Origin of the sequence: Acidovorax sp. FHTAMBA (genome assembly GCF_038958875.1) — a bacterium.
In the GTDB taxonomy this organism is placed as follows: Bacteria; Pseudomonadota; Gammaproteobacteria; order Burkholderiales; family Burkholderiaceae_C; genus Acidovorax.
In genome coordinates this window covers 2219056-2233622 of the sequence record NZ_CP152407.1, presented here as the reverse complement: position 1 = coordinate 2233622, position 14567 = coordinate 2219056, and the positions used below count along the sequence as shown (strand labels likewise).

The 14567-nt window shown below is 65.6% G+C and carries 18 protein-coding genes; 8 read left to right on the top strand and 10 right to left on the bottom strand.

Features of this window, described 5'->3' with window-relative positions:
• Positions 1-25: 25 nt before the first annotated feature.
• The gene (locus AAFF19_RS10525) at positions 26-496 is read left to right on the top strand and encodes an MBL fold metallo-hydrolase RNA specificity domain-containing protein (protein WP_342721779.1); all 471 of its coding nucleotides are present in this window, start codon (positions 26-28) and stop codon (positions 494-496) included.
• A gap of 383 nt (positions 497-879) precedes the next feature.
• Here AAFF19_RS10525 and AAFF19_RS10520 read toward each other — a convergent pair whose 3' ends face one another.
• On the bottom strand, positions 880-1047 hold the full coding sequence (locus tag AAFF19_RS10520; protein ID WP_182119111.1) for a hypothetical protein: 168 nt from the start codon (positions 1045-1047) through the stop codon (positions 880-882).
• On the opposite strand from AAFF19_RS10520, the gene AAFF19_RS10515 reads away from it, so the two are divergent.
• The 3 genes from AAFF19_RS10515 to AAFF19_RS10505 all read left to right on the top strand — a co-directional run bounded on the left by AAFF19_RS10515 (position 1040) and on the right by AAFF19_RS10505 (position 2240).
• Positions 1040-1366, top strand: coding sequence for a hypothetical protein (locus tag AAFF19_RS10515; RefSeq protein ID WP_008906823.1), 327 nt, complete (start codon positions 1040-1042; stop codon positions 1364-1366). The genes AAFF19_RS10520 and AAFF19_RS10515 overlap by 8 nt on opposite strands.
• 194 nt (positions 1367-1560) lie before the next feature.
• Positions 1561-1743: a hypothetical protein gene (locus AAFF19_RS10510; RefSeq protein ID WP_342721778.1), complete on the top strand. Its 183-nt coding sequence runs from the start codon at positions 1561-1563 to the stop codon at positions 1741-1743.
• 197 nt (positions 1744-1940) lie between these two features.
• Complete coding sequence (locus AAFF19_RS10505) at positions 1941-2240, top strand: hypothetical protein (RefSeq protein ID WP_008906825.1); 300 nt, start codon at positions 1941-1943, stop codon at positions 2238-2240.
• 26 nt (positions 2241-2266) lie between these two features.
• Here AAFF19_RS10505 and AAFF19_RS10500 read toward each other — a convergent pair whose 3' ends face one another.
• The 4 genes from AAFF19_RS10500 to AAFF19_RS10485 all read right to left on the bottom strand — a co-directional run bounded on the left by AAFF19_RS10500 (position 2267) and on the right by AAFF19_RS10485 (position 5472).
• Entirely contained in the window at positions 2267-2941 is a 675-nt protein-coding gene (locus AAFF19_RS10500; protein WP_342721846.1) for a hypothetical protein, read from the bottom strand.
• Positions 2941-3978 (bottom strand): MlaD family protein, encoded by a 1038-nt coding sequence (locus AAFF19_RS10495; protein ID WP_342721777.1) that lies wholly within the window; start codon positions 3976-3978, stop codon positions 2941-2943. The genes AAFF19_RS10500 and AAFF19_RS10495 overlap by 1 nt, the downstream gene beginning before the upstream one ends.
• 64 nt (positions 3979-4042) lie before the next feature.
• Positions 4043-4843, bottom strand: coding sequence for an ABC transporter permease (locus AAFF19_RS10490; protein WP_182119108.1), 801 nt, complete (start codon positions 4841-4843; stop codon positions 4043-4045).
• 167 nt (positions 4844-5010) lie between these two features.
• Positions 5011-5472, bottom strand: a complete 462-nt coding sequence (locus AAFF19_RS10485) for a Cd(II)/Pb(II)-responsive transcriptional regulator (RefSeq protein ID WP_342721776.1) — start codon at positions 5470-5472, stop codon at positions 5011-5013.
• 69 nt (positions 5473-5541) lie between these two features.
• Between AAFF19_RS10485 and AAFF19_RS10480 the strand changes: the two genes are divergently transcribed.
• A complete protein-coding gene (locus AAFF19_RS10480; protein WP_342721775.1) occupies positions 5542-6192 on the top strand; it encodes a cation transporter in 651 nt (216 codons plus the stop codon).
• Positions 6193-6195: 3 nt separating this feature from the next.
• On the top strand, positions 6196-6633 hold the full coding sequence (locus AAFF19_RS10475; RefSeq protein ID WP_182119106.1) for a DUF3703 domain-containing protein: 438 nt from the start codon (positions 6196-6198) through the stop codon (positions 6631-6633).
• A gap of 20 nt (positions 6634-6653) precedes the next feature.
• Here AAFF19_RS10475 and AAFF19_RS10470 read toward each other — a convergent pair whose 3' ends face one another.
• The 4 genes from AAFF19_RS10470 to AAFF19_RS10455 are packed head-to-tail and all read right to left on the bottom strand — an operon-like array spanning position 6654 to position 11152.
• Positions 6654-7259: a DUF2894 domain-containing protein gene (locus AAFF19_RS10470; protein WP_342721774.1), complete on the bottom strand. Its 606-nt coding sequence runs from the start codon at positions 7257-7259 to the stop codon at positions 6654-6656.
• The gene (locus tag AAFF19_RS10465) at positions 7252-7911 is read right to left on the bottom strand and encodes an OmpA family protein (RefSeq protein ID WP_008906833.1); all 660 of its coding nucleotides are present in this window, start codon (positions 7909-7911) and stop codon (positions 7252-7254) included. Before AAFF19_RS10465 ends, AAFF19_RS10470 begins: the two co-directional genes overlap by 8 nt.
• A complete protein-coding gene (locus AAFF19_RS10460; RefSeq protein WP_342721773.1) occupies positions 7908-10334 on the bottom strand; it encodes a DUF802 domain-containing protein in 2427 nt (808 codons plus the stop codon). The genes AAFF19_RS10465 and AAFF19_RS10460 overlap by 4 nt, the downstream gene beginning before the upstream one ends.
• Entirely contained in the window at positions 10331-11152 is an 822-nt protein-coding gene (locus AAFF19_RS10455; RefSeq protein ID WP_182119103.1) for a DUF3348 family protein, read from the bottom strand. Before AAFF19_RS10455 ends, AAFF19_RS10460 begins: the two co-directional genes overlap by 4 nt.
• A 343-nt stretch (positions 11153-11495) precedes the next feature.
• Here AAFF19_RS10455 and AAFF19_RS10450 point away from each other — a divergent pair, with 343 nt between their 5' ends.
• Positions 11496-12125: a YitT family protein gene (locus AAFF19_RS10450; protein WP_182119131.1), complete on the top strand. Its 630-nt coding sequence runs from the start codon at positions 11496-11498 to the stop codon at positions 12123-12125.
• Positions 12126-12688: 563 nt separating this feature from the next.
• Here the strand turns inward: AAFF19_RS10450 and AAFF19_RS10445 are convergent.
• On the bottom strand, positions 12689-12967 hold the full coding sequence (locus AAFF19_RS10445) for a hypothetical protein (protein WP_342721772.1): 279 nt from the start codon (positions 12965-12967) through the stop codon (positions 12689-12691).
• Between the two features lie 172 nt (positions 12968-13139).
• Here AAFF19_RS10445 and AAFF19_RS10440 point away from each other — a divergent pair, with 172 nt between their 5' ends.
• Positions 13140-14567: a TolC family protein gene (locus AAFF19_RS10440; RefSeq protein ID WP_182119101.1), complete on the top strand. Its 1428-nt coding sequence runs from the start codon at positions 13140-13142 to the stop codon at positions 14565-14567.

The window sequence follows — 14567 nt, the reverse complement described above, 5'->3', positions numbered from 1 at the left end:
CTGCATCGAGCGCTACCGATACCTCGTGACACTATTCAAGAAGCTGCCATTGGCGCAGAACGTCAACGACTACGAGGCTCCCGACGCCATCCAACCCTTTCCCAAGGTGATCGTCTCCGCAAGTGGCATGGCCACTGGCGGACGAGTGCTCCATCACATCGCCGCCTTTGGGCCAGATCACCGCAACACCATCCTGTTCTCTGGCTTCCAGGCGGCGGGCACGCGAGGTCGCACGTTGCTCCAAGGCGCGCGCGAGGTGAAGATTCACGGTCAATGGGTCTCGGTGCGGGCAGAGGTTGCGGAGCTGCCCATGCTGTCTGCGCATGCCGATAGCAATGAATTGCTGCGTTGGCTCGGCGGTTTTCGGCGCGCGCCTCGGCGTATCTTCATAGTGCATGGAGTGCCGGACGCCGCAGACGCGCTGCGCGTGCGCATTAAACGGGGAGTGGGCTGGGATGCGGTGGTGTCCCGACAAGATCAAGTGTTCAGTTTGTAATGGATGGCTTAGAGCGCAAAAGCCAGACCTTGCTAAGAAACTCTTTGGCGAGGGCCCAGACAAAGCGAGGAACCTGACGTCCTTACTGACCGTACGGGACCGGATGCGTATCAGGCCCTTGAGGGCACGACCCAGGCTGCCGGCCTCAACGTGTCTGCGACGCGGGAGGGGTCGTCATCAGCATGTAGCACCGTTTTTTTCTAGATACTCTAATCGCCGGATGCTCAAGAAGCTTTTTTTGAACTACTCACTCAGGGCAGAAAAGCCGTAGATGAGACGTGGTGGTATTTTTGGTGGTATCTTCGAAAAACAAATCAAGAAAATCGAGAATCCACGCGGCCTACAGCCCGTCATGTGAACGACGCCCTCCCGCCAGTCGGTCATCAAAAAAAGCGCCCTTCGGGCGCTTTTTTGTTGGCGATGCGCTGATCAAACGCGAAAAGGATCGCAACACACGCATGTAGTTGTTGCAAAAAGTTTAAATAGTTGGCAACCGCAATTGCCAGATTCAGAATAAATGGCTCTATTCTGAAGGAGCTTCCCATGCCCATGGAGTTGTTGTTCGTGGTTGCACAGAGCAAGCTGCCCATGACCATCGAGACTGCGTGCGAGGTCGACAAACTGCGGGTGCTGGCGGCGGCGCGGCTGGTGGAGGCGCAGCTGCCAGGTATTGGTGCCACAGAGCAGAAGGCGAAAGTGCTGGCCATTTCGCCGCAGGGGCGGGCTGCGCTGTCAAAGACTTACCCCCACCACCGATTTCAATACATCAGTCCGGTCCCCGCAGAAGGCATGCGCTCCCCTGAATGGCTGCCTGCCGCAGACAGCTGCCTTATGGAACGTGATGCAAACAAGACGACATTGGACTCGTGAGCCGGGCCCTCATTGGATGACGCTCTGCTCGGCGTTTGCAACCAAACGAAACATTTCACGGGCTGTCGAGTCGAGATAGTCGCCGTTGTCTGACAGACGCCCGGCGGTGGGTTTGATGAAATCCTGCCCATCAGCCATTGAGGCTGCCGGGAGCTCATTGGGACTCCCATTCGAATTTGACCAAAGGACCTACCATGCAACGCCGCCCTCTCACACCACGAACCCGTGCTCTGGCTGCGTTTGCCGGTACGGTTGTGCTCGCAGTGCTTGCCGCTGCATCCCTGCTCATGCCGGATGTCACCGTGCAATCGGCGGACTCCATGCCGTTGCTCCCCAGTGGGCTTAACCAGCTCGTCGATTCCAGCTTCCTGGAGTGACCTCGCCACGCACAATCCACCGCTTTCGGATCATGTAGCTGGAAAAAACCATAGCATCGGAGTACGATCCGACGCTGCACACCGGGTTTTTCGGTGAATGTGCAGAACGGAGGGCGATCGTGGCTACACGTTGTCGAATCTCTCAAATGGTTCTTAGCCGTGAAGTGGTTGCAAGAACCCTTTCGGTCGTTGCCCTGATGGCCGCCTTGGCGGGCTGCACCAGCCCTCGGGATGGCTCGCTGGAAGAGTATGTGCGGTGGCACGATGGCGCGCACGCGCAGGCACGGGCAGGTGCACTGCGGTGGAGTGAGCTGTACAAGCAAAGCTTTGACCGGCTGACAGCGCTTCCGCCGTCTTTGCAACAAGACACGCGGCTTGAAAACACGATCCTGCTGCTGTCGACCGCAAGAAAATACGAAGCCAACGAAATCAGCGCACAGCAGTTCACCATCGAACGCCAATCGATTGAGAACCAGTTGCAGGCACGCCTTCACTAGGCGCAGCGTGGAGGCCGATGGGTTTTCTAGCGGGGGGAAGTCCCCTGCTCCACGATGGTGAGGCGTCGACGCAATGCTGCCGCCGCGCTCTGATCGCCCGCAGCTTCAGCGCGCCGCAGATCCACACTGAGCCAGGCCATCAAAGGCCTGCGCCAGCCTTGGGCTGACGCAGTGTCTGTCGCCATCACAATTACCTCGGGGCTGGCACGACCGGACTGAAACAGCACGCCCGCCGCCACCAGGCGGGAAAGCGGGTCTTGCACCGCGGCCAAAGCTGCCGTGTCGGAGGACGCTGCCACCTTGCGCTGCGCTTCGGGCAGCAAAGCCACCGCGCTGGGCTGCACACGGCCCGCCAGGTACTCTGCGTACACACGTTCGGGCTCCGCCGCGTCGGCCCGCAGGGGCTCGAAGCGCTCGCACGTGCCTGGCACCAGGCTTGCAACTTGGGCTGCGCAGCGCATGAGTTCGAGGCGCGCAAGGAGGTCAGGGCGCCCTGTGCGGGCTACTTCCGCGCGTGCGCGGTCCCATTCAAGCTTCTCGACCCGGGCATTGCCCGACAGATAGGCTTCGACTCCTTTCTGGACGGAAGCCTGTGCGTTCATTTGCCAGTCTGGCACCGGAGGTTTGCTGGAGCAAGCGGACAACAGCACTGCTGCGCCCAGAATGGCGCCAAAAGTACGCAAGGCGGCGTGATCGGTCATCATGGCAGCTTGATCTCCGTGTCCTTGGCAAATGGCCATTTGCGGTTGATTTCGTTGACCAGGCTTTCCACCTTGCGCAGGTTGCTTTCAACCTCGGCACGCAGGGCACCCAGGTCGGTGGTGGCTTCGCGGGCGTTGGCGCCTATGGCCTGTGCCTCCACCAATACGGCGTCCACCTTTTGCAGGCTTGTGCGGGTGTCTGCAAGCAGCCCGTTGAGCTGGGCCACCGTGGCGCGCACCTCGGGCACCAGGGCGTCTTTGCTCCCCTCGGCACCAAACACCTGCCGGTCTGCGCGCGCAGCCATGCCGTCCAGGCGCGCCAGCAGGGCATTGGTGCGTTCCAGCGTGGAGACAATTTTTTTCGCATCGGTTTCGTTGCCCATCAGCACGCCCAGCACTCCACCCGGGCCGTTGAGGCGTTCGGTCAGCGCCTGCACGTTGGCAAGGCTGCCGCCCAGGGCTCCGTCCTGGGCGCTGAGCGCATTCAGGTTGGTCAGCAGCTCCCGGGCAGAGGCCATGAGCTGCGGAATCTCGGCCGTGGCGTCGCCGCGCAGCACCGGGCGTACGGCGCCATCGGCCAGGAGCTTGTCGTCAAGCATGCCGGTGTACGCGCGGATGTTGGTGCCCCCCACAATGCCCCGCACCAGGGTGAAAACGCTCGACTCACGCAGCCAGTGCGCGTCCTTGCGCGGCACGTCCACGATGATGCGGGCATTGCCGGTGTCGGCCAGTTCGATGCGGCGCACACGGCCAATGGGGAAACCCGAAAACGTCATGTCCATGCCCACCACCACGCCTTCAGAGTCGTCGGCCGTGAGCACCAGGGTCTGCGTGGGCTCGAACGCCCCGCGTGCATACAGCAGGTACAGGCCGGATCCCAGAATGAGCGCCAGGGTAAACAGCAACAGCGCCGCAGCCTTGATCTCAAGATAGGCCACCGGGCGCAGGGTTTCCACAGGCGGTACGTCGGTGGCCGGAGAAGCCTCGGCCGGCCCAGGGGGCGGCGTTCGGCGGGGTTCGTGATGCTCGTCGTTCATGGTGCCGTGGCGTGGATCTATGGGGGAGGTACGGTGGGCGCAGGATTGCGGCGATGACCCGGGATCAGTAGTAGTTGCCCATGAGGGAGATGACCTCGATCAGCAGCAGCACCGCAAACATGCGGGCCAGCCCGCCGAGTTCCGAATCGGGCTGGGTGCGGTCGCCAGTGTCATACAGGCCAGCCGCCATGGGGATCAGCGCCACCGCCAGGCTGAAAAACACGGTCTTGAGCGCGAACACCATGGTGACACTGGGCGTGAACACCTGGCCGAACATGCGTGTGTAGGTGGGCAGCCCTGCCAGATTGAAGCCGTACACCCCAAGGTAGGCCAGCACCAGGGCGACCACGCAGCTGAGCGCGGCCAGCGTGATGCAGGCAAAGACGCCTGCAATCACGCGGGGCAGAAGTTCGATGCGCACCGGGTCAAAACCGTTCACGCGCAGGGCATGAAAGCGGCCGGTCTGGCGCAGTCGAGAGATCTGCGTGCCATTGGGTATCGTGCAGCGCATGGCCACAAACAGCGCTGCCGTGAGGGGGATCAGCTCCAGCACCAGCACCCGGATCACCATTTCCAGCGCATAGCGGGACAACCCGTAACTGAGCGCCGTAACCACCACGATGCGCGTGAGCACCAGACTGAGCAGCGCCGCCAGCACCGTGAAACCCAGCAGCACCGGGGCCGTGTCCAGGTAAATGTGGCGCGCCAGCGCCCTGCGCGTGCCCTTGCCATAGCTGGACGGCGACAGCACCAGTACCAGCACCACGGCCCCCAGATAAAGGATGCGCCACCAGGCAATCGCCCAGCGCCGCGCGGTATTCCACACACGTTCTGGCAGGGAGAGGCCGGGCAAACGCGAAATCATGGGCGGATCATAGCGGTGCATGCGCAGGGGGCTACGCACGCGGTGGGGTGCTGCAATATTTGCATGTTTTATGCCTCTGGCGCTTATTGGTAAAGCGCAAACAGCTATCATTTTAGTAGCATTTTCAGGCGTTTGAGAGTAACAGTTGTTCACACCGTAGCCAGGACCTAGACATGCCGCTTTGCACCGCTTGCCGTGATGGGCGCTGCGGGCGCGACATCCGCGCGTGCGTGCAGGGCTTCGATGATGTGGCAGGTGCCGTCGGTGCCATCACACCGGTTGCGCAATGCCAGCAGATCAGCCTCCAGCGTTTGCAGCTCAGCGAGGCGGGAACGCACATGCTGCAGATGCGCGTCCAGCGTGTCGCGCGCAGCATCACAGTCTGCCTTGTGGCTCCAGTCCAGCGCCTGCAGGGTGCGTACCTCCTGCAGCGACATGTCCATGGCGCGGCACAGGCGGATGAAACGCAGCTGGTGCACATCGTGCTCGCTGTACAAACGGTAGCTGTTTTCGCCCCGTGCCCCAAGCGGCAGCAACCCTTCTTTTTCGTAGTAACGGATGTTGGCGGCCGAAACGCCCGACTGCTCAGCCGCTTCACCGATGCGGAAATGCGCAAGCTTGTGATCCATGGCTTGACCTTCAAGTGACTTCAAGGTTTCCAATCATGCCATCGCCTACACAACTGAACGGAGAAACCCATGTCTGCCCATTGCCATGACGACCATTGCACCACCGGCTCTGCCGCCACCGCGGACCCTCGCTATCGTCGCATCCTGTGGATCGCCCTGGTGGTCAACGCTGCCATGTTCGTGGTGGAACTGGGGGCAGGCACCCGATCAGGTTCGGCATCGCTGCTGGCCGATGCCATCGATTTTCTGGGGGATGCCGCCAACTACGGTCTGTCGCTGTGGGTGCTGGCCATGGCGCTTACCTGGCGCGCACGCGCCGCGCTGTTCAAGGGGGCCAGCATGCTGGCGTTCGGCGTGTTCGTAATCGGCCGCGTGGCCTGGGGTGCGTTGCAAGGCGTTCCGCCCGAGCCCGTCACCATGGGCAGCGTAGGCCTGCTGGCACTGGCCGCCAACCTGGGCGTGGCCGCCCTGCTCTACGCCTACCGGGAGGGCGACGCCAACATGCGCGGTGTGTGGCTGTGCACCCGCAACGATGCACTGGGCAACATGGCCGTGATGGGCGCAGCCCTGGGCGTGCTGGGCACCGGCACCGCCTGGCCCGACCTGGCGGTGGCGGCCGTCATGGCGGGCCTGGCCATCAGCGGCGGCTGGACCGTGATTCGCCACGCTCGGCAAGAGCTTGCCAGCACCCACGCAAGCCCGCAAACCCAGGGGCAATGAGCCATGCGTGAACGCCTGTCCACCCCGTTGAGCGCGCCGCGACCTGCACCTGACGCGCAGCACCGGCGCGCCGCTTTTGACCACCTGCTGACCAGCTTTGCCCGCCAGCCTGACGCACCCCCGGCCCATCGCTGGCGATGGCTCGAGGCGGCGCACGTGCTGGGGCAGACCTCGTTGCCCCTGCACTGGCGCTCACACACCGCCATGCTGCGCTATGCCTTGGCCCTGCGCGATGCGCGCGAGGCCGCTGGTCAGCTCCTGCGGCTGGCGCTGGTGCCCCTGGGGCATCTGCTGGCACGGCTGCCGCTGGGCAACATCGGAAGATCCCATGTGAGCGCCTTCAGACCCATGGTGCCGGCGGCTGAAGTGACGGTGCTTATGCAGAAGGCGCTGGAAGAAACGGCGATCGCCCCGGCGTGGCCGACCGACGTGGGTGTCTGAACACGGGGCCGCGGCGGCATTCAGGGCTTGGCAGAGCGTGCCGCGCGGCCTGGCCTGAGAGGGGTCCGGGCCGGTTTTGCAGCGGCTTGCTCCAGCCACAGCAGGGTGTCCATCTGCGACAAAAAGTGCCGCAGGTAGTCGGGCGAGAGCGACCGCATCAAGGCCAGGGAACGCAGCACAAGCCGGTGCGCATTGAGCGGCCCGGCGTTCTCCGGCCCGCGCGTGATGGCCTGGGCCACCTGCTGCTCTGCAGAAATTTTCGACCAGACTTCGCCGAAGCGGCGCACGCTCTTCATGTCTGAAACGCTGGCGCCACCATCCAGCAACACTGCATCTGCATCTGCATCAGCCCGGGCGCGGGCAGCGAGGTCGCCGTTTAGCGCCTCCAGTGCAGAGGGTGCCCCGGCTGGCGCTGTTGCAGCCTGCGGTCGGGAGGCCGCCGCCCGGGCGCACGCCGCGTAGTCCGCCATCGCGGCTTGCAGCCTGCCCGCCAGCACCTGCTGCACGGCCGGTGTCTGCGCGGGCAGGCGCGCGGCCAGAACCTCCAGGTACCGGAAACGCACCGGGTCGTGGCGGTGTGCGCCCTCCGCCCGCAGCGAATCCAGCGATGGCTCGCTTTCACTCATTGCGGGCAGATTTGGGAGGTGCAGCGCGGGGTACAGGCGCCATCTCGACGCGGCGGTTCTGGGCCCGCCCGCTTTCGTCGGCGTTGTCGGCCACCGGTTGCTCGGCACCGAAGGCGGCGGCAAACACCTGGGATGAGGGCATGCCCTCGTCGATGAGGGCTCGGGTCACCGTCAACGCACGTTGAGCAGACAGCTCCAGGTTGTCGGCAAAACGCTGCTGGCGCCCCTGCAGCAGTGCGGTGTTGTCGGTGAAGCCGCTGACCATCAGCATCTCGTCGCGCTCCATCAGGTACACCTTCAACGGTCCAACAAGGCTTTGCAGTAGCTGGCGGCCCTCAGTGCGCAGCTCGGCAGAGCCTGCCGAAAACAGCACGCTGCCGCTGATGCCGATACGGCCTTCATTGACCGTGACGCGGCCGCTGGCCAGCGGAATCGCCAGCGCTTTCTCCAGCGCCATGCGGCGCTTTTCTTCCATCTGCCGCTTTTCCACTTCCTGCTTGAGGCTGGCCACGAGGTCGATCTGCACCACCAGCACGCCCACCAGAATCAGCACAAATGCACCAAGCAAGCCCGCCATGAGATCGCCAAACACGGCCCACACCGGGGCCGTCTGCTCGGTGGCATCGTCCAGCGTGTCGTCCAGGCCGGTCACGCGGCGACTCCGTGCACCGCTGCGGCCATCTGCCCGTTGAGGCGGCGCAGGTCTTCCACGATGCCCTGCTGCGATGCAATGCTCAGGTCGATCACCTCGCGGGCTTGTGCCACGTAGTAGGCCAGCTGCTCATCGCTGCGGCTCATGGACTGGCCAATGGCGACTTCGATGCGCTGCAGGCTGTCCATCAGCTTCTCGTTGCTGGCCGTGAACAGGCCCACGCCGTGGCCAAAGGACTCACCCAGGCCCGACAGCTCCACCGCGCTGGCGGCCACATGCGCGGACACTTCATCCACCTTGCCCGCCTGCGCGCCGAGCGCCTGGGCAAACTCCTGCCCCGCCTGCTCCAGCACCGAGGCCGCAGACCCCACCAGCGATTCAATGGCCGCGCGCTGCTGCCCGGCGGCTTCGTTCACCGATTGGAGCAACACACCCAGCTGCTCCATCATCGCCGTGCGCTCTGCCAGGGCCGCGTTGTCGCGTTCGCTCAGGTGGGCCATCTCCTGGCGCAGCTGGGTGATGACCTCGGCCGCGGCCTGCGGCACATCCGACGCTGTCTGCAGCAATCGCGTGAGTGGGGCTTCCAGCGCAGAACCCAGGGTGGCCAGGTGCCCGGCCACAGCGGCCTGCAACGCATCGAGCCGCTCCACTGCGGCCTGGCCACGTGCCGCCTCGGCATCCCGCAGCGCCACCAATTCCGTGCGCCACACGCCCGCCAGCGCATCCATGCGCTGGGCCTGGGTTTCGGCCCATTGGGCTTCGGCCTCGATGCGGGTGTGCAACAGTGCGTCCGACTGGTCCATCAACCGGGCGGCACCGCCCAGGGCCTGGTGCACCTGCTCCGTCATGCGCTCGGTGAGCTGCGCCGCAGCGCCCTCCAGCGCCTGGCATACGCCGCGCTGCTGCTGCGCCGTTTGCTCGCCCACCTGCTGCCATTGCTCCGCCAGTCGGCTGGCCATGCCCTCCATGGACTGGCTCCAGCCCGCAAGGCGCTGCGTGTCCGCCGCCGCCTGTTCGGCCTGCGATTTCTCGACCGTCTCCTGCAAGGAAGCCAGCAGCGCCGTGGTGCGCTGTTCGAAGGCCTGCGATGCGGTCTGCAGCGACTGGTCAAGCTGCACCGCAGCGCCCTCCAGCGCCTGACACACGCCGCGCTGCTGCTGCGCCGTTTGTTCGCCCATCTGCTGCCATTTCTCCGCCAGTCGGCTGGCCATGCCCTCCATGGACTGGCTCCAACCTGCAAGGCGCTGCTGGTCCGCCGCCAGTTGGGCCGCCTGTGATTGGGCCACTGTCTCTTGCAATGTGATCACCAGCGCGGTGGTGCGCTGCTCCAGCATCTGGGTGATGGACTGCAGCGCGCTGCCCAACTGCACCGCCTGCTGGTCCTGCGTCTGCGTGTGGCGGTGCAAGGCCTCCGTCCAGGTGTCGGCCACCTGGCGGGCCGTGCCTTCCCATTGGGCAGTGAGGGCATGCATCTGCACACCGGTAGCCTCGCGCAGCCGCTGGTGCGAGCGCTCGGCCTCTTGCGCCAGCGTTGCCATGGCCTGCTCCACCACCGGGCGGATCGTCTCACCCGCCATGCGGGCGCTGGCGCCCAGACTGTCGTGCAGGGATGCGCCCACGGTGGTGGCGAGCTGGGTGTAGGCCGCGGCCGCTTCGCGATGAAACACCTGCTGCTGGTCTTGCAATTGGCCGTTTAACTGCTCGTGGCGGCGCTCCAGCCCTTCCATCAGGCCGTGCAGGCGCTCCGCAATCAGCGGCATGGCCTGCGCCTGGGCCTTCAGGGCCTCGAACATTTCCTGGCGCCGGTGGGCCGCCGAGAAGGGGCGCAGCTCGCTGGCGATGCGGGCATCGAGCGTGCGCAACGCTGCCAGCCGCTCGCGGCGGCACAAGGCGGACATCAGCCCCAGCATGGCCGACGCAGCCACCCCGGCCACCGAAGTGCCAAACGACAGACCCAGCCCCTTGATGGGCGCGGCCAGCGCCGCCCGGATCGACTCCAGGCTGGACGAGGCTTCCAATGCGAACACCGCACCCTTGAACGTGACCACCATGCCGAGAAAGGTACCCAACATGCCGAGCATGACCAAGAGCCCCACCAGGTAGGGCGCCAGCGCAGGGCCCGGCAGCGGCACACGCTCCCCGTCAATCCGCTGTCGTACCGGGTTGCGCAGGGACGGATGCAGGCGCTCAAGCCAGCCGCCCAGGTTCTCCAGGGACTGCTGCCCCAGCCCGGCCAGAGCTGCCGATAGCGACGAGGTCGCGGCCCGGAATTGCATCAGTTCAAAGGCGCCCAGTACATAGACGGCGGCGATCACCACCGTCATGGTGAGCGCCAGCGGGCTGGAACCGGCAAAGCCCCAGCCCACCCAGCCCACCACGGCCAGGCCTGTGGCAAAGATGGCAGCCATCACACTCTTGTTCATTCGATCATTCCTGTTTCCGGTTCCGGGGTCTTCCTGGTTTTGGGGGCGCTGTGCGTGGAGCAGGGGGCGTCGTTCTGTGCCGCTTCCAGCAAGCCCGCAAGGGGTTCGAGCCGCACCTGCAGCTCGGCCAGCAGCAGCGCCTGCAGGTCGCGCTCAAAGGCATGCAGCCAGCCCCCCGGCAGCGACCACCGGTGCGGATCGTCGTCCCGCCCTGCGGCCTTCAGATGCTGCTCATGGGCCGTGCGCAGCTGCGCCATCCGCCGCTCCAGATGGCCGGGTAATGAGGCCCAAAGCCTTTGCTCGCGTGCGCCCAGCATCTGCTGCAACACGGCATCCAGAGCCGCGAGCCTGCGCAAGCCCGGCGGCCCCACCGACAAACCTTGGCGCAGTTGCAGCCGCAGGGCGGCCACCCGCGCGTCCAGCTGCTTGTGCAGTGCCAGATACCGCGCCACGTGGACGGCAAACTCTGCTGCGGCCTGGGGGTCCGGCTGGTCGGGCGAGGTGTTGTCGGCCCGCTGCCGCCCCGGTTTGACGGGGGCCGGCGGAACGGTGACAAGCTCGACCAGCTCCGCCCTGGTGGACTGGAAAGCCGCCTGCAGCGCGCGCGAGTCCACAGGGTGCTGCTTGTGGGGAATCGCCGGGGAATCCGTGGACTCCAGGGCGTGCAGCGCACGGCTCAGCGCGACAGCATCCACGGTGCTGAGCCATTGGCTCAGCTGCTCGGCCACGTCCAGGCGCGGCTGCACGCCCTGGGCATGCGCCCATTGCTTTAGCAGGAGAACGAGTCTTGAGCTGTTGAGTTTGTGGTGCTGGTACATCGGTGGGGGCCGGTCAGGGCGCCTGCAGCAGCCAGAGGGTGCAGGCGCCTTGGGGAGAAGGTCCCCGCAATCGGCAAAGCCTGCTATTTTCGCAGGAACGCTGGCGCCCCAGCCCCCGGGTGCCCTGGGTTGCAGGTGTTACATCTGTCTCTGGGGGCCCCTGCCCATCGCGCGCGCGGGGCAAATCACGCTGCCGAATGGTGTTTTATTGACCACGGACAAGTTCTGACGGCCGCCCGGGAGGTCCAATCGCCCTCACGCTGCGCCGCCTGCGCATGCCGTGGGATCCCCTATTTACCTGCAATTTGCCATGTCCAACCCTTCCGCACCCCTTGGCGCGCCCATGGCGAAGACACCCGCCCGGGAAGCTGCCCCCGTTGCCGTGCCCCACACGCTTACAGAAGACGCGGTCGCCATCTTCACCGGCGTGCTGCTGATTTCCGTGGGGGTGGCATTTTTTACCAGCGCGGGGCTTCTGACCGGGGGCACAGCGGGCCTTGCGTTTCTGCTGCACTACGCCACAGGCATCGGCTTCGGCAAGATCTTCTTTGTGCTGAACCTGCCGTTTTACTGGCTGGCATTGCGCAAGCTCGGGCGCGCATTCACCGTGAAGACCTTTGCTGCCGTCCTGCTGCTTTCGCTGCTGTCAGAGATGCAGGCACAGTTTCTGCAGTTTGCGCAGCTGCAACCGCTTTATGCCGCCATTGCGGGGGGACTGATCACCGGGACAGGTTTTCTGGTGCTGTTCCGGCACCGCTGCAGCCTCGGCGGCGTGGGCATCGCGGCGCTGTACCTGCAGGACCGCTACGGATGGCGCGCCGGAAAGGTGCAGATGGCGGTGGACTGCTGTATCGTGCTGCTGGCCCTCTGGACGGTCGACCCCCTGCGGGTCGCGTGGTCCATCGCCGGTGCAGTGGCCCTGAACCTGGTCCTCGCCATGAACCACCGGCCCGGACGCTACATGGCGGTGTAGTGCGCAGATAGCGCCCCATTTCCCTTCGGTAACGTCGGAACGGGTGAGAACCAACTGGTCAGCCGTCGTATCATCTCTCGCATGCGTCGCGGCTTTTTCATGTTCCTGATGTTGGTGCTGGTCCTCAGAGGACTCACCGGCATGGCCATGGCCGCAGGGGTTCTACCCCCGTTGGTGCCCGCGGGTTCTCATCTCCAGGAGCCAGCCCATCACCATGGCTCGGTGGAGGCTCAGGGCACGTCCAGTCATCACGCCGGCGTCTTCGTTGGTCACGTGACTCTCGCGTATGACGCTGCCGAGCCCTGCGCAAGCGGTTCGGAGGGCTGCGGCCTGCATGCGGACCATGCAGGCACCTGCTCCGCCTGCGAGATTTGCCACTCGGCCATGCTTGCCCCATCAGCGCCTTCGCGCGTACCCCCTGTCCCCCTGGACCCAATGCCCCCACAGGGCGCGACCACCTTTCACAGCGCGCCCGCTGCGCCGGACATCAAACCGCCCATCGCCTGATCTCCCACGCCAGAAGTGCGTCTGCCAACGCCTGAAACCCACCCGACGAGGTGCCATCAGCGGCAGCGCAACATTCTCAATGCCTGGAGATCGCCATGCGCGCACCTGTTTTTCTCCCATTTACGCTTCGGCATGCACTTTGCCTGGCCTTGCTCAGCCCCGGGATCGCCCTGGCCCAAGGCCCGGCGCATCCGCGCGATGCGGCCGACCCTGAAGGCGCGGTGACCGCGCTCGTGCACCCCGCACTGGCTGTACTGCCCCCTGACATCGAAACGCCTTCCCCCCAGACCTGGCATCAAGGCCACGATGCCGTGGCCGAATTTCCGCGCGGTCATGCAGATATCGTGGCCTGGGAGCAAAAGGCGGCCGCCCAGCCTGCCGCCACCCCCGCTGCCAGTGCACCCCATTCGGGACACAGCTCGCAGCACCGGCACATGGGGAATGCGGGGGGCCACCCTTCACCCCCCCGGCGATGCACCCGCACCACCATTCGCACGGGAGCAAGCCATGAGTGCGTTGCAGAACCTGGCCGTGCTCTGTGGTGCCGCCCTGCTGGCGGGCTGCGCCAGCGTATCGCCCGATGGACTGCGGGGCGATGTCGCTGCGCTCACGGCGGGCCGCACCTCCGTGGTGCCACAGGCGGCGCTGCCCGCCACAGACCCGGCAGCCCGCGCGCAAGCGCAGCAGTCGATCGAGAGCTGGCTGGCACAGCCACTCACCCAAGACGCTGCCGTGCGCATTGCGCTGTTGAACAATCCGGGCCTGCAAGCGCGACTGGCGGCACTGGGTGTCAGCGACGCTGAGCGCGTGCAGGCCATCACCCTGCCCAACCCCCACCTGTCGCTGGGACGCTTTACCAACAGCCACGAGCGTGAAATTGAACGCACCCTGGCTTTCAGCCTGCTGGACCTCCTCACCATGCCCTGGCGCGCTGCCCGTGAAAACGAACGCCTGCAAATCGCCACCCTGCAAGCCGCACAAGACGTGGTGCAGCTCGCCGCCGACACCCGCCGCGCCTGGTTGCGGGCGGTGGCCGCCGAGCAGCTAGCCGCCGCGCACGAGCGCATGGCAGATGCGGCAGACGCTGGCACCGAGCTGGCCCGCCGCATGGTGCGGGTGGGGAACTGGAGCCGCCTGCAGCTCGCACGTGAACAGGCGGTGCTGCAAGAGGCACGCAGCCAGCTGGCGCGCGCCCGGCTGGCGGCAAACACCGAGCGTGAGCAGCTCAACCGCCGCCTTGGAGTGTGGGGGTTGCATGCGCAATACCGCCTGGCCACACCACTGCCCCCGCTGCCTGCGAGCCCGCTGCCTGCCGACGGCATCGAAGCCACCGCGCTGCGCGAGCGCCTGGATGTGCAAGCCGCCCGCCGCCAGCTCGACACCCAGGCCACACGCCAGGGCTGGAGCCGCGCGGGTGCCGTCTTTGACGACATCGGGCTGGCCTACAGCCGCAACACCAGTACCGACCGCGATGGTGGCCACCGCGACACCACACGCGGCTGGGAGCTGGAGTTGCCGCTGCCCCTGTTCGACTGGGGCGGTGCCGCCCGCACCCGCGCGCAGGCCGAGGTCGAACAAGCCGCCGCCCAGCTGCAGGACACCGCAGTGCGCGCCCGCAGCGAGGTGCGCAGCGCGTGGCTCACTTACCGCACCGCGCTCGACCTGGCGCGCCAGCAGAAAAGTGAAGTGGTGCCCCTGCGCCAGTTCATCGCCGACGAAACCACGCTGCGCTACAACGGCATGCTGGCCAGCGTGTGGGACATGCTGGCCGAGGCCCGCAACAGCACCCAGGCCGTGGCCAACGCCATCGAAGCGCAGCGTGACTTCTGGCTGGCCGAGACTGACCTGCAGCTAGCGCTCACCGGCACGTCGCCCGGCGCCTTGCAAGGTTTGCCACCCGGCGCCGCAACCACCACCAAGTCCCAAGGCCACTGA